Source organism: Neisseria animalis, assembly GCF_900636515.1.
Taxonomy (GTDB): Bacteria; Pseudomonadota; Gammaproteobacteria; order Burkholderiales; family Neisseriaceae; genus Neisseria; species Neisseria animalis.
The window spans coordinates 1,598,905-1,618,027 of record NZ_LR134287.1; the positions used below are offsets into that span (position 1 = coordinate 1,598,905).

General features: G+C 52.5%; 11 protein-coding genes. 5 read left to right on the forward strand and 6 right to left on the reverse strand.

Features of this window, described 5'->3' with window-relative positions; genetic code table 11:
• Positions 1-63 precede the first annotated feature (63 nt).
• The 5 genes from EL111_RS10570 to ppsA form a co-directional block, all read right to left on the reverse strand.
• On the reverse strand, positions 64-3,978 hold the full coding sequence (locus EL111_RS10570) for an ESPR-type extended signal peptide-containing protein (RefSeq protein WP_164715655.1): 3,915 nt from the start codon (positions 3,976-3,978) through the stop codon (positions 64-66).
• Between the two features lie 984 nt (positions 3,979-4,962).
• Positions 4,963-7,089 (reverse strand): AsmA family protein, encoded by a 2,127-nt coding sequence (locus EL111_RS07470; protein WP_126325851.1) that lies wholly within the window; start codon positions 7,087-7,089, stop codon positions 4,963-4,965.
• A gap of 79 nt (positions 7,090-7,168) precedes the next feature.
• Entirely contained in the window at positions 7,169-8,167 is a 999-nt protein-coding gene (gene dusB / locus EL111_RS07475) for a tRNA dihydrouridine synthase DusB (RefSeq protein WP_123794480.1), read from the reverse strand.
• Entirely contained in the window at positions 8,164-8,958 is a 795-nt protein-coding gene (locus EL111_RS07480; RefSeq protein WP_123794694.1) for a TatD family hydrolase, read from the reverse strand. Before EL111_RS07480 ends, dusB begins: the two co-directional genes overlap by 4 nt.
• 270 nt (positions 8,959-9,228) lie before the next feature.
• The gene (gene ppsA / locus EL111_RS07485) at positions 9,229-11,616 is read right to left on the reverse strand and encodes a phosphoenolpyruvate synthase (protein ID WP_123794481.1); all 2,388 of its coding nucleotides are present in this window, start codon (positions 11,614-11,616) and stop codon (positions 9,229-9,231) included.
• Between the two features lie 427 nt (positions 11,617-12,043).
• On the opposite strand from ppsA, the gene ppsR reads away from it, so the two are divergent.
• From ppsR to glnD, 4 genes are all read left to right on the forward strand, one after another.
• The gene (gene ppsR, locus EL111_RS07490; RefSeq protein ID WP_123794482.1) at positions 12,044-12,865 is read left to right on the forward strand and encodes a posphoenolpyruvate synthetase regulatory kinase/phosphorylase PpsR; all 822 of its coding nucleotides are present in this window, start codon (positions 12,044-12,046) and stop codon (positions 12,863-12,865) included.
• A 131-nt stretch (positions 12,866-12,996) separates the two neighbouring features.
• On the forward strand, positions 12,997-13,704 hold the full coding sequence (locus EL111_RS07495; protein ID WP_123794696.1) for an SIMPL domain-containing protein: 708 nt from the start codon (positions 12,997-12,999) through the stop codon (positions 13,702-13,704).
• Between the two features lie 195 nt (positions 13,705-13,899).
• Positions 13,900-14,244 (forward strand): helix-turn-helix domain-containing protein, encoded by a 345-nt coding sequence (locus EL111_RS07500; RefSeq protein WP_123794483.1) that lies wholly within the window; start codon positions 13,900-13,902, stop codon positions 14,242-14,244.
• Positions 14,245-14,306: 62 nt separating this feature from the next.
• The gene (gene glnD / locus EL111_RS07505; RefSeq protein WP_123794484.1) at positions 14,307-16,865 is read left to right on the forward strand and encodes a [protein-PII] uridylyltransferase; all 2,559 of its coding nucleotides are present in this window, start codon (positions 14,307-14,309) and stop codon (positions 16,863-16,865) included.
• A gap of 303 nt (positions 16,866-17,168) precedes the next feature.
• Here glnD and EL111_RS07510 read toward each other — a convergent pair whose 3' ends face one another.
• Positions 17,169-17,840, reverse strand: coding sequence for a sulfite exporter TauE/SafE family protein (locus tag EL111_RS07510; RefSeq protein WP_123794485.1), 672 nt, complete (start codon positions 17,838-17,840; stop codon positions 17,169-17,171).
• A gap of 175 nt (positions 17,841-18,015) precedes the next feature.
• On the opposite strand from EL111_RS07510, the gene prmB reads away from it, so the two are divergent.
• The gene (gene prmB / locus EL111_RS07515) at positions 18,016-18,915 is read left to right on the forward strand and encodes a 50S ribosomal protein L3 N(5)-glutamine methyltransferase (protein WP_123794486.1); all 900 of its coding nucleotides are present in this window, start codon (positions 18,016-18,018) and stop codon (positions 18,913-18,915) included.
• Positions 18,916-19,123: the final 208 nt, after the last annotated feature.

The window sequence follows — 19,123 nt, forward strand, 5'->3', positions numbered from 1 at the left end:
CGCCGTCTGCTACTACGTTGATGTTGCCTGCTGCGGAAAGGAAGCTGTCTGAAGTCGCTTTGTCTACGCCTTCGCCTTCAATGGTAACCAGACTGTTGAGTTGTGTTTGTTCTCAACGTCGTTGTTACCGGTAAAGCGCAAGCCGTCTTCCAGCGTGGCCAGTTGTTTGCCGTCAAATTCAAGACGCAGTTCGCTTTCGCCGTCGCGGCCGTCCAAGCCGTTGGCGCCGTCCAAGCCCGGTAAGCCGTCAACCATTTTGAGGCTGCCGCTTTGGCCGTCTTCGCCGTTCTTGCCGTGGAAGACGATGGCTTCAGGGGTGATGGTTACGCTGTCGCCGTCTGCGCCGTTAACGCCCAGCGAGCCGTCTTGACCGTCTTTGCCCGGACCGATGTCCACTTTGTGTGACAAGCTCACTTCGAGGGCTTTGCTGCCGTCCTCGTTGGTTACAACGTTGGTGTTGATGTTGCCGTCACCTTTGATTTGGGCGGTTGTACCCAAGTCTTGTTTGAACTCGTTGCCGTTCTCGTCTTTCAGACCGTAGGCATCGGCGCTCACTTCTTTAACGGTTGTTTTCAGGTCACCTACGTTTACGGCGTTGTTCAACTGGTCGCCTGCGGCATCAGCTATGCTGAAGGTGCTGCCGTCAGGATTTTCCAAACCGCTCTTCAGGTTAACGATTTGTACCGGGCCGCCTGTGGTCGAGCCTTCACCCAGATGGATTGCGCCGTCTGTGTTGCTGCTGATGACAGGACCTGTGGTGTCGCCAAACTGTACGCTGTTGAAGTTCACATCGTCTTTAGTGGCGTAGGTGAAGGTTTGACCGTCTTGTACCAAGGTCATGTTTTTACCTGCGGCGAAGGTTACGGTTTCGCCCGGTTGTACCAACTCGCTTGAACCACCTTCTGAAGTTACATACCAACCGCTTTCGTTGATGGTTTTCGCCACTTCGTCTGCGGTAATCAGGCTGGTGGTGTCGCCGGCATCGGCTACTTTACCGCCGTTTACGGTCAGGTCGATGGTTTTAACTTTCAACTCGCCTGTTTCAGAGTCTTTTTCCAGCGTTTTGTTGTCGGTTTTAACGGACAGGTCGAACTCAGCCGCACCATTGGCGTTGGTGCCTGTCTTGATGTCTACTGACTTGTCGGTTGATACAACAGTTTCTTTTGACTCCGCTACCGTGTCTTTTAACTGTTTCACGTTAACAGCATCTGTGTCATTCTCACCCGCTTTGACGTTGGTGATGTTGACTGAATCGCCGTTCGGACCTTCTACTTTCAGGTTGCCGCCGTCAGCGGTAATCTTAGGACCTGTGTCGCCAAACTGTACGCTGTTGAAGTTCACATCATCTTTAGTGGCGTAAGTGAAGGTTTGGCCTTCTTGTACCAAGGTCATGTTTTTACCTGCGGCGAAGGTTACGGTTTCGCCCGGTTGTACCAGCTCGTTGGTGCCGTTTTCAGCTGCGGTAACGTTCCAGCCTGAGTTGTTGATGGCATTAACCACTTGGTCTGCGGTGAAGACGGTGGTATCGCCGCCTTCAACGTTTACCTGACCTGCGGTAAAGGTTGCATCGCCCGCTTTCGGTACGTTTACGTTGTAGATGGTTTGACCGTTGTCGCCTGTCGAGGTGGTTACTTGCGCCAGACCTTCGCCGGTTACTTCGGTTTTAGCCGCTTTGATGTCTTGATTGGTTTTGTCGATTACTTGATACAGTTGCGAACCGTTGATGGCATCGGTTGAGGTTGCGGTAATTTGACCTGCGGCAACGTTTTGGATTTGGCGTTCTGCGCCAACATCGCCAACAGATACCACACCTGCCGGTGTTTTACCGGCAAAGCCTGAATAAGTAACATCACCAATAGTTGCGCTTGAAGTCGGAGTGGCGGCAACTGTGGTCGAGCCTGCGCCCAAGGCTACCGAATTGGCTTCAGTTGCTTTGGCATTATGACCCAAAGAAATAGCGTTATCTGCGGTGGCAGAGGCGTTTACGCCCATGGTCATGGAGTATGTGCCTGTTGCGCCACCGATTTGGTGGTACAAACCTGCGTTATTGGCTTGTTTTTCTTGAATACGAGCGAACTTCTCTTTCAGGTTGTTCAACTCTTCTTGCAATTCCGCACGCACTTCCATATTGGTTGCAGCATTTACTTCTGCTTGTTTTGCATCAATATCGGCTTGCGTTACGCTGAACCAGTCGTCATATTGCTCTTGAGTACCGTCGTTAACGTGGGTGTAGCCGTTTTTCACTTTGGCGGCCAGAGAGAAGAGCTGAGAACCGTTTACCGCGTCGGTAGAGTCTTTGGCAATCAAACCTGCTGCCAAGTTTTGGATACGGCGTTCTGCGCCGACATCACCGACAGAAACCACGGAAATCGGTTGTGCGCCTTCAAAGTTACGACCCAAGCCTGCCCAGCCTTCGTATTCTACGCCGTTGATTTCTACTTGGTCGTAGTAAGACATACCGGCAGTATTTGCTGTTTTTGTCGTGCTGGTTACACTGTTCGCACCTAAGGCAACAGAGTATTTGCCGTTAGCAACTGAGCCTTCACCCAATGCAGTTGCAGATGTTGCAGTTGCTGAAGAACCTGCACCCACCGCAGTTGAGTCAGTAGCAGATGCTGTTGAGTTGTTACCTAACGCAGTTGAAGCGTAGCCATTTGCACTAGATTCACTACCAAATGCACTTGCCTTTTGAGCAGTAGCTTCTGATTGAGCACCTGCTGCTGTTGAGTAAATACCTGTTGCATTAGATTTATAACCCGTTGCAACCGCACCTTTTTTATCAGCCAAAGCCCCTGTACCCACAGCTGTTGATTCATTGCCAGATGCTGTAGATTTATTACCTAAAGCTGTTGAAGCATAGCCACTTGCTGTGGTTTCACTACCATAAGCACTTGAGTTTTGAGCAGTAGCTTCTGATTGAGCACCTGCTGCTGTTGAGTAAATACCTGTTGCATTAGATTTATAACCCGTTGCAACCGCACCTTTTTTATCAGCCAAAGCCCCTGTACCCACAGCTGTTGATTCATTGCCAGATGCTGTAGATTTATTACCTAAAGCTGTTGAAGCATAGCCACTTGCTGTGGTTTCACTACCATAAGCACTTGAGTTTTGGTCAGTAGCTTTTGCCAGAGCACCCGTTGCTGTTGAGTAAATACCTGTTGCTAATGCTGCATTACCTGTTGCAACCGCACTTGAGTTTGTTGCTTTTGCATCAGAACCTGTTGCAACAGCATTATTAGCTGTTGCTTGTGCATCAGTACCCGTTGCTGTTGCAGAATGACCTGTAGCATCAGATCCTTTACCTAAAGAAGTCGCATAAGTACCACTTGCTGTTGCATCTGTACCTAATGCAGTAGAAGACTGTCTGCTTGCAAGTGCATTAAAACCGATAGCGATAGAGTCAGCTTCGTTTGTAGAAGTTGGCTTAGCAATTGCACCTTCACCAATAGCAATACCGTGGTTAGCAGTTGAGCTTGAACCTTTACCGATAGCAATTAAACCACCAATATCATCAGTTTCGCTACCACCATAAGCGTTTTTACCGATTACCACATTGCCGTCTGTAGTTGCATTACCACCCATAGTGGTTTCATCGCCCGGAATATCTGATCTTGCGCCGGGACCGATTACTACGGAGTTCAATGTACCCACAGCAGCTTTACCGATGGTTACAGAGCCTTCACCCCTTGCTGTAGCACCACTACCCACAGCGATTGCAGAGCCACCATTAGATACAGCAGCAGTATTAGTGCCTTCATGAATAGAAATCAAACCATCAGCCGCTGTTGCTGCAAAGGCCGTCTGAGAAATGGCGAATGCACCAATCAGCGCAACCATCATGCGGCTTACGGTACGGCGCGCGCCTGTTGCGCTGCTGCCTTCTTTGCTGGAAGTTTTCCCTTTATTGGCAGCCAATTCGGATACTACAACTATCCGACCGGTTGCCTCGTCGTATTTTGTTTTATAAATCTTATTCATGTATTAAGAACTTTAATATTTAATAAGTGTTAGTGAATATTGTTTTCCCACACTTCCAATTCGGCGGTACTGCTGCTTCTCTTTCCATGCGGTATTTGGAAACGGCAAGGGGAGCGTATCCCCTTTTCGGGACGCTCTTGCCGCGCGCTTTGCTGCCTGCTGCTTTTTGACTTTTTTACTGGCAACAGACAAATCCCAGCAGCATTATACTGCGTTTTGCCATGGGTTTATAGTGGTTGGGCAAGATGGGAAGGAGTTGATTTGCTTTTATTTATCGGCTTTTTTGCGCCTGCTTATCTACCTGCACGGGTGTATGTTTTAAGCTGCTGAAAAAAAAAAAAAAATGGCGGGGTTTGGGGCGGCGGGGTTTGGCAGGGGATTGTTGTTTTTTTGCAATGGCAGCGAAAAAAGCTAAGGCTTTGAATTTGCGAAATTTTAGAGCTTTTATTCAGTTTTTGACAGCAGATCGGCGCGAGGCTTTTTGCAGACGGCCTTTGCGGGGGTTTGGGGGTTGGGAGCGGGAATGTGCTGCGGGGTTTTGGGAACGGGAGTTTGGCCGCTTTAGGAAGGGTAATTTTTTGATAAGTTGGGGTATGGTTTTGCAAACAACAGGTATAGTCATTTAAAATAAGAATGATACAGCGTTGCTTTTCCTTGCCGTACTATGTGTACTGTCTGCGGCTTCGCTGCCTTGTCTCATTCTTATTTTATTCGACTATATAGTCATTTAAAACAAGAATGATACAGCATTGCTTTGCCTTGCCGTACTATGTGTACTGTCTGCAGCTTCGCTGCCTTGTCTCATTCTTATTTTATTCGACTATATAGTCATTTAAAACAAGAATGATACAGCATTGCTTTGCCTTGCCGTACTATGTGTACTGTCTGCAGCTTCGCTGCCTTGTCTCATTCTTATTTTATTCGACTATATTATCGGTTTTGATTTTGGGTTTGGTTTGTTGTTTGTTTTGCAAAGGTTTCGGGCTAGGGGGATTTTGGGGGTTTTGGGGTGTTTTGTTGGGGCTTGAGCCATTGCCATTGCTCTTTGAGGGTTTGGGCGATGGCTTTTTGTTTTTCGGCGGGGGTGTGCATTCCTTGGGTTAATCGGCGGTAATCTAGGGTAAGGGCGGGGTTGTCGAGGCTGCCGCTGATTTGCAGGGGTATGGGTTTGGCTTGGGGATTGCGGGGGTTGTAGATGATCAGGGTTTCGTTGAGTTTGTTGCGGGCGAAGTCGGTATGGCCGCTGCTTAGGGCGTGCAGGCTTTCGGCATACAGGCGGGTGTTTTGGTGGCTGCCGATGCCGTTTTGTATGTTGCTTTGGTAGGTAAAGCGGGTAAAGGGGGTTTGGGGATTTTGGGCGGTTTGGTTGATTTTGCCGCTTTGGAGAATGTTGTGCAGGTCGATGCCGTGCCAGATGCCGTCTGTAATATCGAGGTTGATGCTGCCGCTCAGGGTTTGACTGATGGGGCGGATGTTTTGGGCGTTCAGGTCGATGGCGGCTTGGGCGGTACCGCTCAGGTTGCGGAAGTTGAAGGTGTCTTGCAGCAGGGGGCGGATGTGTACGCCGCTGATGTGCTGCTGCAGGCGGTAGCGGAGGGGTTGGGTGTTGGACAGGGAAAATGTGCCGTTGGTTTTGCCGCCGTAGAGTTCGGCTTGGAAGGGGGATACGGCCAGCTCTTTGCTGTTTGCGCGGATTTGGGCGGTCAGGTTGTCCATCTGCGCGCGGGGAAGCTGTATGCTGCCGATGCGGAGATTGGCGGCGATTTGGGGGGCGTTCGGCTGCGCGAGCCATGCGGGATATTCGGGGTTTGCTTGGCTGATTTCCTGCCAATAGGGGGTAAGGTTGAGCTTTTGCAGGGCAACGGCGGCTTCTATTTGGGCGATGCCTGCGGGATTGCGGCGGCCTTGTAGATTCAAGACGGCGGGGCTGCGGTCGAACAGGCCTTGGAATGCGCCCTGCCAGCTTTGGTCGGGGGCGATGTTCAGGCTGCCTTGTAGGTCGGTATTGAAATGGGGGGCGGTAGGCTCGGTAAGGGTTTGGCGGCGGAGGGTGAGCTTGAGCGGTTTGGTTTCGATGCCTGCGCCCTGCTGCCAGAGCAAGGGGGCGGCGGCGGTAAATTGGGTTTGGTGGTAAACGGTTTGGTGGCTGCCTTTGATTTCTGCGGCGGCAATGGTGGCGACTTTGGGGCGGAGGTTGGCTTTGTCGAGGGTAAGGGTGGCGCTCCAGCGGCTATGCTGGTCGGCGGCGGTAAGGGTACTGCTCAGGGTGTTGATGTGCAGCCGCTCGGGGGTAAGCTCCCATTGGGGGATTTGGGCGGTAAGGTGGAGGTTTTGATGGCTGCTGTCTGCGCTGATTATGGTATGAGCGGCTTGCAGGCGGTGCTGCTGCGGCTGCCATTGCAGGGCGGCTTCTGCTTGGATTTCTAATGGCTGATTTTGCAGACGGCCTTGGGCTTGCAGGCGGAAATCGGGTATGCGCCAGCTTTGGGCTTCTGCTTTCCATACGCCCTGCCCCTGCCATGTTACGGGGTGGGTTTGATGGGGTAAGGTGCCGCTGATTTGAAAGCGGCGGCCGTCTGCTTTTTCGGCTTGCAGGTTGAGATTGAGGGCTTGGATTGTTTGGCTGCCTGCGGGGGTTTGGATTTGCAGACGGCTGTTGGCGATAATCAGGCGGTTGACGGCGGCGCTGCGGCGTTCGGCAAGGTCTTGTATGCTCCAACTGCGGTCTTGGTTTTGCTGTATGGAGGCTTCGGCATGGTCGATAATCCATTTTTCGATGATGGGTTGGCGCTGCCAAAGGCTCTGCCATGCGAAGCCGATTTGGGTGCGCTTGATGCGGATGGCGGCATCGCGGCGGTCGGGGCGCGAGATGATGATGTTGTGCAGGGTAAGGGTTGGGCGGGGAAACCAGCTTCTGCCGATTTCGCTGTCGAAGCGAATGGTACGGCGGGTATTTTGCAGGGCTTGGTCTGCCCATGCCTGTATGCGCTCGGGGCTGAAAATGTGGTACACCGACGCGCTCATGCCGACAAACAGCAATACGGCGGCGGTTGCGCCGAAGGCTGCTAGTTTGAGGCGGTGTTTGTTGGCGTTAAAAAGGCGGTCGGGCATGGCTGGGGCGCGGAAGGGGTTTGGGCAGTCAGTATAGCAGGTCTTGGCGGCGGTTTGCAGTTTGCAGACGGCCTTATGGCTATCGGTAGCTGCTCGCCCATTGGTCGGTATATTGGGGGAGCTTGTCGAGATAGGCGGCTACGGCATCGTATTGTTCGGCGGCATCGTTGATTTGGTTGATGGCGCGGCGGACGGCCTCGCCTTCGGGCATGGGGCTGAGATACCAGCCTAGATGTTTGCGGGCTATGCGGAGGCCGTCTGCGCTGCCGTAGAAGGTGTGCATGGCTTGCAGGTGGGCAAGTATGGTGCGGCTGCATTCGGCAAGGCTGAGGGGCGGCGGCAGGGTTTTATGCGCCAAATAGTGTTTGATGTCGCGAAACAACCACGGCTGGCCTTGTGCGCCCCGCCCTATCATAACGCCGTCTGCGCCGGTTTGCGCTTGGACGGCGGCGGCTTTTTGCGGGCTGGTGATGTCGCCGTTGACCCATACGGGTATGTGCAGACGGCTTTTGACTTCGGCTATCAGGCCGTATTCGGCTTCGCCTTTGTACATTTGGGTGCGGGTGCGGCCGTGGACGGCTAAGGCGGCAATGCCGGATTCTTCGGCTATTTTGGCGATGGCGGGGAGGTTTTTGTGTTCGTCTGCCCAGCCTAAGCGGGTTTTGAGGGTAACGGGTACGGTTGACGCGCCGACTACGGCTTCGAGTATGCGGGCAACGAGTTTTTCGTTTTGCATGAGCGCGCTGCCGGCGGCAACATTGCAGACTTTTTTGGCGGGGCAGCCCATGTTGATGTCGATGACTTGTGCGCCTTGCGCGATATTGTAGCGGGCGGCTTCTGCCATCACGGCGGGGTCGTTGCCGAGGATTTGTACGGCGATGATGCCGTTTTCTGCGGAAAAGTCGCTGCGGTATTGTGATTTTTTGGTGTGCCGCAAGCTGGGATCGCTGGTGAGCATTTCGCCAACCGCCCAGCCTGCGCCGTATGCTCTGCACAGGCGGCGGAAGGGTTTGTCGGTAATGCCTGCCATCGGGGCAAGGGCGATGGGGGTTTCGATGTGGTATGTGCCGATATTCATGATGTCGGGGTTTCGGGTGGGGTTATACCGTCTGCAAAAAGCAGGTTGATGTTTTTTTCGGTTTGGCGGGAAAGTTCTTCTATGCTGATGCCGCGCAAGGCGGCGGTTTCGGCGGCAATGCGGCGGATGTTGGCCGGGGTGTTGACGGCGTTTTTCAGCATGAAGGGGCTGTCGGTTTCCAATACGATGCGCTCCGGCGGCAGCTTGGCGGCGGCTTGGCGGACTTTTTTCGCTGTCGGGTTTAGCAGCAATGAGCCGATGCCGATGTAAAAGCCGTACCGTATCAGGCTTTCGGCTTCTTCTAGGCTGCCTGAAAAGGCATGGATAATGCCGCCTTGGGTAAAATTTGCGGCTTTGACGGCGGCAATCACGGCGGCGGAGGCTTTGACGTTGTGGACGATAATCCGCCGCTTGAGCCGCTGCGCCAATTCAAGCTGCCTGATGAAAACCTGCTGCTGAACCGCCCATGCTGCTTTGTGCTGCTGGAGATAGTCCAGCCCTGCTTCACCTACCCATGCTTGCGGATATTGCTGCAACAGGGTTTCCAAGCTCTGCCAGTTTTGCTCGGATATATCGGCGGCAAACCACGGATGTATGCCGAATGCGATGCGGATTTGCTGATTTGCAGACGGCCTTTCGGGTAAATCTGCGACTTGCTGCCAATCGTGTGGCGCAGTGGCGGGAACAAGAAAGCGGTATACGCCTGCTGCTTCGGCTTCTGACAATACGCTAGGCAGGTTGTTTTGCCATACGGGTTCGGCCAAGTGGCAATGGCTGTCGGTAAAACGTATCATCGGCGGGGTTTGGGGTGGTTTGAGGTGCTTTATTGTATCGCTTTCTGCTTTTCTTTGCCCGATATAGTCATTTCAAATAAGAATGATACAGCGTTGCTTTGCCTTGCCGTACTATGTGTACTGTCTGCGGCTTCGCTGCCTTGTCTCATTCTTATTTTATTCGACTATATATATTGTGGCGTGCGCCTGATAATGCCGTCTGCAAATGGAAAAAAAGCCGCCCTATTTTCATAAGGCGGCTTTGCTGTCTTTTTGCAGACGGCCTGATTATTTGTTCAGCTCGTTTGCCAGATACAGCCATGTTTCGATAACGGTATCCGGGTTCAGCGATACGCTCTCAATACCCTCTTCTACCAGCCATTTGGCAAAATCGGGGTGATCCGACGGGCCTTGGCCGCAGATGCCGACATATTTGTTTTGCTTGCGGCAGGCGGAAATGGCCAGATGCAGCATGACTTTAACGGCAGGATTGCGCTCATCGAAGGTTGAGGCAATCGGGCCGCCGCTGTCGCGGTCCACGCCCAAGGTGAGCTGGGTCATGTCGTTTGAGCCGATGGAGAAGCCGTCGAAGTATTGCAAGAACTGCTCCGCCAGCAGCGCGTTGCTCGGCACTTCGCACATCATAATCAGGCGCAGGCCGTTTTTGCCGCGCTCCAAGCCGTGGCTCTTCAGGATTTTAATCACGGCTTCGGCTTCGCTCAAGGTGCGGACAAACGGAATCATGATTTCGACGTTGGTCAGCCCCATTTCGTCGCGAACGCGTTTCAAGGCTTTGCATTCCAAGGCGAATGCGTCGGCAAAGTCTTCGGAAACATAACGCGCCGCGCCGCGGAAGCCCAACATCGGGTTTTCTTCGTGCGGTTCGTAGATGTTGCCGCCGACCAAGTTGGCGTATTCGTTGGATTTGAAGTCGGACATGCGGACGATGGTTTTACGCGGATAAACCGATGCGGCCAGCGTTGCCACGCCTTCGGCGATTTTGTCGACATAGAAATCTACCGGAGAGGCATAGCCTGCAATACGGCTGCTGATTTCGGCTTTCAGCTCGTCGTCTTGTTTGTCAAATTCCAACAAGGCTTTCGGGTGGATACCGATTTGGCGGTTGATGATAAATTCCATACGCGCCAAGCCGATGCCTTCGCTCGGCAGGCCGGAGAAGCTGAATGCCAATTCGGGGTTGCCGACGTTCATCATCACTTTAACCGGCGCTTTCGGCATATTGTCCAAAGCAACATCGGTTACTTCTACGTTCAGCAGACCTTCGTAAATCAGGCCGGTATCGCCTTCGGCACAAGATACGGTTACTTCTTGGCCTTCAGACAGCAATGAAGTCGCATCGCCGCAACCTACTACTGCGGGAATGCCCAATTCGCGCGCGATAATCGCGGCATGGCAGGTACGGCCGCCGCGGTTGGTTACGATGGCGGAAGCGCGTTTCATTACCGGCTCCCAATCAGGGTCGGTCATGTCGGTTACCAATACATCACCCGCTTCCACGCTTTCCATTTGCGAAGCGTCTTTCACCAAGCGTACTTTGCCTTGGCCGACTTTCTGACCGATGGCGCGGCCTTCGCACAAGACTTTTTTCTCGCCGCTGATGGTGTAGCGGCGCAGGCTGCGGGTGCCGTCTTCTTGAGATTTGACGGTTTCGGGACGGGCTTGCAGGATGTAGAGCTTGCCATCGATACCGTCGCGACCCCACTCGATGTCCATCGGGCGGCCGTAGTGTTTTTCGATAATCAGCGCGTAATGTGCCAATTCGGTGATTTCTTCATCGGTAATCGAGAAGCGGTTGCGGTCTTCTTCCGGCACATCGATATTGGTAACGGATTTGCCTGCTTCTGCTTTGTCGGTGAAAATCATTTTAATCTGCTTGGAACCCATGGTCTTACGCAGAATCGCCGGTTTGCCTTGTTTGAGCGTCGGCTTGAATACATAAAATTCGTCGGGGTTAACCGCGCCTTGAACCACGTTTTCGCCCAAGCCGTAAGATGCGGTAATAAAGACAACTTGGTCGTAACCTGATTCGGTATCGATACTGAACATTACGCCCGAAGAGCCGCTGTCGGAACGCACCATGCGCTGCACGCCGGCAGACAAGGCTACGATGTCGTGTTCAAAGCCTTTATGAACACGGTAGGAAATGGCGCGGTCGTTATACAGGGAGGCGAACACATGGTGCATGGCTTCTTTAACATTATCCAAGCCGTTGATGTTCAGGAAAGTTTCTTGCTGGCCGGCAAACGAAGCGTCCGGCAGGTCTTCGGCTGTTGCAGACGAGCGCACGGCTACGGAAATATCCGGCGTACCGGCATCGGCAACCATTTTGTTCCATGCCTCTTCGATTTCGGCATTCAACTGGTCGGGGAACGGCGTATCCAAAATCCATTGGCGGATTTCTTTGCCCACGCGCGCCAACTCTGCCACATCGTCCACGTCCAATTTTGCCAAGGCTGCGGAAATACGGTCGCTCAAACCTTCATGAGCCAAAAATGCACGGTAGGCTTCGGCAGTCGTGGCAAAACCGCCCGGCACACGCACGCCTTTTTCAGCCAGCTGGCTGATCATTTCGCCCAAAGAGGCGTTTTTACCGCCTACGCGCTCGACATCGGTCATGCGTAGGTTTTCAAACCAAATTACATAGTTCTCAGCCATTTTTCATCCATTCGTATGTATGTTAAAAAAGAAATGAATCAGCCTGAATATTCTAAGTCATACAATCCCGCCCTGTCATGTATTTTATATGCGGAAAACGGCTGATGCCGTCTGAAAAATTGCGGACGTTTGCCTTGTAGTAAAATGAAACCTTATCTACCCGATATGTGGAAAACCGCTGATTTCCTTATAATTCATAGGCTTTAAAATAAGTTAATGATTTTCCGAACATTCGATAAATATGATAAATCAGCATAAAATGCTAATTTTTTCAAAATAACTTATAAAAAATGTGTATTTTAATTTTATTTAATTCTGTTGTAATGTTGTGTAATCTTTACACAATGCTTTATCTCCGCCCGTGCTCTTGATATGATAATCGCCTGAAACCCCTATTCCAAAATTTATTTTTTACAGAAAGAATACCATGACCGCACCGCGCCATATTTTCTATATTTCCGACCGCACCGGCCTGACCGCCGAAAATATCGGCGAAGCCCTGCTCAACCAGTTTGGCAATCTCGAGTTTAAGCGTTCTACGTTCCCGTTTATCGATACACCGGAAAAAGCTCAGGCGGTTGTTGAGAAAATCAGCCAAGCCGCAACCGCCAGCGGCCAGCGGCCGATTGCGTTTGTCAGCGTGGTCAATACCAATATCCGCAGCATTATCCAATCTGCCAACGCTTTCCAAATCAATTTTTTCGATACCTTTCTGCCTGATTTGGAAAAAGAACTGCACACCGAAGCAGTGCAGGCCGTACAGGGCCATCACGGTATCGGCGATACGGAACGCTACGATGCGCGCATGGAAGCGGTGAACTTCTCTCTGAGCCACGACGACGGCATCAGCGATAAAAACCTGAAAGAAGCCGATGTGATTCTGATGGGCGTATCCCGTTCCGGCAAAACGCCGACTTGTCTGTATCTGGCCATGCAGTACGGTATCCGCGCCGCCAACTATCCGCTGATTCCCGATGATTTGGAATCTTCCGATCTGCCGCGCATGATTAAACCTTATAAAGACAAAATCTTCGGCCTGACCATACAACCCGAACGGCTGCAGGCTATCCGCCAAGAACGCCGCCCAAACTCTACTTATGCGGAAATCCGCACCTGCCGCAGCGAAGTTGCCGATGCACAGGCCATGTTCAAACGCCACGGCATTCCGTTTACCAACACAACGGATAAATCGGTGGAAGAGCTGGCCGTACACATTCTGCAGGCATGCAAATTAAAACGCCGTTTCTGAACATCCGGCCTGCTGTTTGACCCATGCCGTCTGCAAAAACACGATTTTGCAGACGGCATTGCATTTATTTACTTCAAGCTGCGTTATAGTGGTATTTTAAATATTGTCTGAATCAGGGAGGATTTTTCATGATATTCCGCGCACTCGTTCCAGCGCTGCTCTTGGGTGCAGCCTTGCCTGCAAGCGCCGACACGCTGCATTACAACATCATTGAGTTTTCCGAAAGTGCCGGCATGGAAGTTCCCCGCGACACCATGACTGCTCATTTTCAAATCGAATCCGAAGGCAAGGAACGCGCTGCCGTCAATGCTGCCTTTACTCGAAAATTCAATGAATTTAACCGCAAAGCGCAAACCAAATCCTTCCAAACCGAACTGCTGAACCGCTCCGCCACACCGCGTTACCGCTACGACGATGGCAAGCGCACGCAAACCGGCTGGGTAGAAACGGCCGAATTTAAAGTAGAAAGCCGGGACTTTACCGCACTCAACCGTCTGATTGCAGAAACGCAAAACCTCGCCAACCTCCAACATACCGCTTTCAGCATTTCCAAAGCCAAGCGCGAAGCCGCCATCGACGAAGTCAGCAAAGCGGCGATTGTGCGCTTTAAAGAACGGGCGGAAACACTGGTGGGAACGCTGGGACACTCCGGCTACAAAATCGTCAAACTCAACTTGGGGCACATCGGCAGCGGTAATATCGGCGGCGCTGTGCCTCAAATGAAAATGCTCCGCTCCGCCGCACCGATGGCAGCGAGCATGACGGCAGATGCCATCGACCCTTCCTCCCCCGGTTCGGAAGAAGTCAGCATTACGGTAAACGGCTCAATCCAGTTTTAAGGCCGTCTGCATATTCCCCAAACGGCAATCCGCGGCGGTTGCCGTTTTCATTTGCGGTCATGCGGATTTCAGGTAAAATTCCCGCATATTGCAAACGAAAATAAAAACTTACGTCCGTTTATCCGCCTCCGCCGCAGAAATGATTTTCTGCCGCCGGCCAATTTCGATTTGCCCTGTCTCTACCAAGGATTTCTCATGAGCAAAAAACTCACCGCTCCGACCGAACTGCCCGACGAAGACGATTTGCGCGCCGTGCTGGCATACAATATGCGGCTGTTCCGCGTCAATAAAAAATGGTCGCAGGAAGAACTGGCCCGACAGTGCGGCTTGGACCGTACCTATGTTTCCACAGTCGAGCGCAAACGCTGGAACATTGCCTTATCGAACATCGAAAAAATGGCTTCGGCATTGGGCATATCCGCCTACCAACTGCTGCTGTCGCCGCAGGAGCGTTTGCGGCTGATGACTGAAACATACGGTGAAACCGCTCAAACCGCCGCACCGGAGCTGTCAGATTCAGATCCTGCCACCACAGCTTAAACCACCGTTGGCAGGCCGTCTGCAAAATACGCTGCGGCAGTTGCCAAACATGGAGCAAAACCATGCCTTACCGCCAAACCGCCCGAAATCTGTTCGAGCAACAACAGCAGCAAGCCATCGCCAACTTTCTGGCCAAACCGCAGCCCACCGTATTTTTTCAGGCGCATTGTGCGGCAGTAGAAACCCTTCTGCGTACATTGTGGTCGCCCCTTTTCGACGGCAGCGGTTTGTGTCTGATGGCAACCGGCGGTTTCGGGCGCGGCGAGCTTTACCCTCATTCCGACTTGGATTTGGCCATCGTCTCGACATCTGAAATTGCAGACGGCATACAGGAAAAAATCGCCCTGTTTATCCAAACGCTTTGGGACATGAAATTCAAGCCCTCGGTAAAAAGCGGCAGCGTCGCCCAACTGTGCGACAGCGCGGCGGAAGACATTACCGGCGATACGGCATTTCTGGAAGCGCGCCTGCTGTGCGGCGATGAAGCACCCGCACGGCAGCTGATACAGGAAACCGCCGCACGCCGCGATGTTACCGCCTTTATCGAAGCCAAGCTGCTGGAAATGCACCAGCGCCACAACAAATCACAAGGCTCGGGAGCGGTACTCGAGCCGAACATCAAAAGCTGTCCGGGCGGTTTGCGCGATATTCACACCATGCTGTGGCTGGCCAAGGCGCAAGGCTTGGATACCGGCTTGGGCGCATTGATTTCCCAAGCCATTCTTACCCGTACCGAAGCGGGTATGCTGTCGCAATGCTACAAACAGCTTGCCGCCATCCGTATCCATCTGCACATCTGCGCCCGCCGTGCCGAAGACCGGCTGATTTTCGATTTGCAGGGGAAAGTAGCCGAAAGCATGGGCAACCATGACGACGACCTTCGGCGCAAAAGCGAAAAACTGATGCGGATTTTCTACCGCACCGTCAAAACCGTTACCCAACTCAACGGCATTCTGCTGCCCATGCTGCAAGGCCGGGTTTCCCACCAACCGCAGCAGGCACGCTTTCCCATCGACGGCGATTATGTACAGATCGGCAATCAGATTGCCGCCGCCGATACTGCTGTTTTCCAACGCGATTCGCGCCATATTTTCAAAATTATCGAACTTTTGCAGGAGCGCAACGACATTACCGCCCTTGAGCCGCAAACGCTGCGTGCATGGTGGGCGGCCACACGCCATATCGACCGCCGTTTTTACAACGATGAAGCCAACCGCCGCCGCTTTGTCGGCTTTTTCCGCAACAGCCAAGGTTTGACTCATGTTTTGCGTTTTTTAAATTTATACGGCGTACTCGGCAGCTACCTGCCCGCATGGGAAAAGATTGTCGGCCTGCTCCAGCATGATTTGTTCCATATTTACCCTGTGGACGATCATATCCTGACCGTTGTCCACAATATGCGCCGGCTCTCGCTCGACAGCCACAGCCACGAGCTGCCTTTTGCGTCCGCGCTGATGCAGAGCTTTCCGCAGCAATCCGTGCTGTATCTGGCGGCGTTTTTCCACGACATCGCCAAAGGGCGCGGCGGCGATCATGCCATTGAAGGAATTGCCGATGCGAGACAGTTTGCCGCCGACCATTTCCTTTCCGTGGAAGAAGCCGACCTGCTCGCATGGCTGGTTGAAGATCATCTGCTGATGTCGGCAGTCGCGCAAAAAGAAGACATTCAAGACCCTGATGTGTTGCGCGCATTTTGCGAACGCGTACAAACCCACGAACGGCTGGCCGCTTTATACCTGCTGACCGTTGCCGATATTCGCGGCACCAATCCGAAACTGTGGAACAACTGGCGTGCCAGTCTGCTGGAAAGTCTGTTTCACGCCGCCACCCGCTATCTTTCCGGCAACGGCAACAATGCCAAAGCGGTCTTCAGCCACCGCCAACAAGAAGCCGTCGAGCTGCTTACCCGCGCCGGCGCACCGGAAAAGCAACAGAAAAAATTGTGGAATGCTTTGGGCTCGGCTTATTTCGTGCGCCACCAATCGCGTGAAATACTATGGCATACCGCCAATTTGGTACACGACTTTGAAACGCCGCTGATACGCAGCCGAATCCTGCCGAAAAGCGACAGTTTCCAAGTGATGATTTTTATGCCGAACGGTCCGCGTCTGTTTGCCCGCCTCTGCCGTATTTTCAGCCGCCACGGTTTCGACATTCTGGCAGCCCGTGCATTCATTACCGAGCACAACTATATCCTCGATACTTTTATCCTGCATATTCCCGCCCAGCACGATCCCGACGACTACCCCAATATCCAAAGTGCGCTGGAAGCGGAACTCAACAGCTTCATACACGGACATACCGTACTGGATCAGCAAAGCTATCATTACCGCATCAGCCGCCGCAGCCGCTTTTTGCCCCTTGCACCCAGCGTAACCATCACGCAGGAAGAAGACTACCCGGGCTGGTACACGGTTGATGTGATTGCCGTCAACCGCGCCTACCTGCTGGCCGACCTTGCCGAAGTATTCTTTGCCCACGAAGTCAGCCTGCGTTATGCTAAAATCGCCACGCTGGACGAACGTGTCGAAGACAGCTTTATCGTGTACAGCCAATGTTTGGACAACCCCAAACACCAGCAGGCGCTCAAACAGGCTTTACTGGCGCAGTTAACCGTATAAACACCAACCCGACGCACAATATGCCGTCTGCAAAAGTCTGCCACGCGGTGCAAACTTTTGCAGACGGCCTAATCATTATTCTTTATCCGTATCGGCACGATAATTACTCAAAAAAGAACATATCCTGCTGCCGCACCGTCTGAGATACCGTTTTGTCGCTTTTTTTATAGTCGAATAAAATAAGAATGAGACAAGGCAGCGAAGCCGCAGACAGTACACATAGTACGGCAAGGCAAAGCAACGCTGTATCATTCTTATTTTAAATGACTATATTTTAGCCGAGCAGATTTTTATCTCTGCCGGCTACTGCACAAACCATTTGCCCAACTGCCACACCGCCCATGCAGCCACCAGCAATCCGGCACACATTCTTACCGCTTTATGCTGCAATACCCGCTTCAGCTGCACGGCGAAAAAACCCATCGCCAACAAATTCGGCAGCGTACCCAACGCAAACGCCAACAAATACAGCGCACCCGTTGCCGCACTGCCGCTGCCCAAGGCATACAGCGATGCGCTGTACACCAAACCGCAGGGCAGCCAACCCCACAGCAAACCGACACCGAAACACGCAGGTACCGAACGTATCGGCAACAATTTGTTCAGCAGCGGATTCAATCGTTTCCACACCGGCTTGCCCAAGGCTTCGATTTTCACCGCCGCCGCCGACAATCCGGCAAGATACAGCCCCAGCAACAGCAGCAGCAGATTGGCGGCAACAAACAAGGCCGTCTGCACCGTGCGCGTTTCGTCCAGCAGCATGCCCGTCTGCCCCAGCAATCCCATCAACGCACCAATCAGCACATAACTGCTGATACGCCCCAAGTTCAATAATACAATCAAACCCAAGCGGTTAATGTTCGGCGGCAGTTGCAGCGCAAACGCGGAAGACAAACCGCCGCACATACCGACACAATGTCCTCCACCAAAAAAACCGAGCAAAAACAAAGTAAAAAGCGTTATCTCACTACTCATGCCAAACTTTCCCCAAGCAATCCGGCATTATTGTAGCGTTAAAGCATGGGGCTTTCCATACGACACGGCACTCCTCAAATAAAGACAACAACCTGCCGCTCCGGCATACGCTTTTGCAGACGGCCTTTCTGCTATAATCGCTCTATTCGAATTTTATCTTGCATACGGAACAATCATGTTTACCCAAGCCTCCCGAGAATTATCCACTGTCCGCGATTTGCTGCGTTTTGCCGTCAGCCGTTTCAACGATGCCGAATTGTTTTTCGGCCACGGCAGCGACAACGCGCACGACGAGGCTGCCTATCTGATTCTTCACACCCTCAATCTGCCGCTGGACACACTCGACCCCTATCTTGATGCCAAACTGCTGCAACAGGAAAAAGAAGAAGTTTTATCGCTTATCGAACGCCGTGTTACCGAGCGGCTGCCGGTTGCCTACCTGACCCGTCAGGCATGGCAGGGCGATTTTGATTTTTATGTGGACGAGCGGGTTATCGTACCGCGTTCATTTATCTACGAGCTGCTTGGCGACGCGCTGACTCCGTGGATCGAACACCCCGAGCTGGTACACCGCGCTTTGGATTTGTGTACCGGCAGCGGCTGTTTGGCGATTCAAATGGCACACCACTATCCCGCCGCTGAAATCGATGCGGTCGATTTGAGTTTGGACGCGCTGGAAGTGGCGGCTATTAATGTCGAAGATTACGGCTTGGAAGAACGCATCAACTTGATTCATACCGATTTGTTTGAAGGCTTGGAAGAAACCTACGATTTGATTGTCTCCAATCCGCCTTACGTTGATGCCGAATCGGTGGAATCCCTGCCGGAAGAATACCTGCACGAGCCGGAACTTGCCTTGGGCAGCGGCGAAGACGGCTTGGACGCCACCCGCCAAATCATTCTGCAAGCCGCCAAATACCTGAATCCGCGCGGTGTGTTGCTGGTTGAAATCGGCCATAACCGCGATGTTTTGGAAGCCGCCTATCCCGAGCTGCCGTTTACTTGGCTGGAAACCAGCGGCGGCGACGGTTTCGTTTTCCTGCTGACGCGCGAACAGCTTTTGGGTGAAGAATAACCCGCTTTTTGCCATACCGCCTGCCAAGCCCGAACGGTCATTTGCCAAACGCATGACAGAAAGATATAGTTTGGGGCATACAAAATGAAACAAAGCAACACCGGCAAGATTGCCCAAACAAAAGGCCGTCTGCAAATCAGCCTGATAAAGATATTCTTGTTGAATACTCTTTAGTCAAGATGTACCGTTCGCTTGATACGGCCAAATC

What these genes read in the sequence shown, in the direction of transcription:
- EL111_RS10570 (WP_164715655.1), bottom strand. Translation starts at nt 3,978, where the DNA reads ATGAATAAGATTTATAAAACAAAATACGACGAGGCAACCGGTCGGATA.
- EL111_RS07470 (WP_126325851.1), bottom strand. Translation starts at nt 7,089, where the DNA reads ATGCCCGACCGCCTTTTTAACGCCAACAAACACCGCCTCAAACTAGCA.
- dusB (WP_123794480.1), bottom strand. Translation starts at nt 8,167, where the DNA reads ATGAATATCGGCACATACCACATCGAAACCCCCATCGCCCTTGCCCCG.
- ppsA (WP_123794481.1), bottom strand. Translation starts at nt 11,616, where the DNA reads ATGGCTGAGAACTATGTAATTTGGTTTGAAAACCTACGCATGACCGAT.
- ppsR (WP_123794482.1), top strand. Translation starts at nt 12,044, where the DNA reads ATGACCGCACCGCGCCATATTTTCTATATTTCCGACCGCACCGGCCTG.
- EL111_RS07500 (WP_123794483.1), top strand. Translation starts at nt 13,900, where the DNA reads ATGAGCAAAAAACTCACCGCTCCGACCGAACTGCCCGACGAAGACGAT.
- glnD (WP_123794484.1), top strand. Translation starts at nt 14,307, where the DNA reads ATGCCTTACCGCCAAACCGCCCGAAATCTGTTCGAGCAACAACAGCAG.
- EL111_RS07510 (WP_123794485.1), bottom strand. Translation starts at nt 17,840, where the DNA reads ATGAGTAGTGAGATAACGCTTTTTACTTTGTTTTTGCTCGGTTTTTTT.
- prmB (WP_123794486.1), top strand. Translation starts at nt 18,016, where the DNA reads ATGTTTACCCAAGCCTCCCGAGAATTATCCACTGTCCGCGATTTGCTG.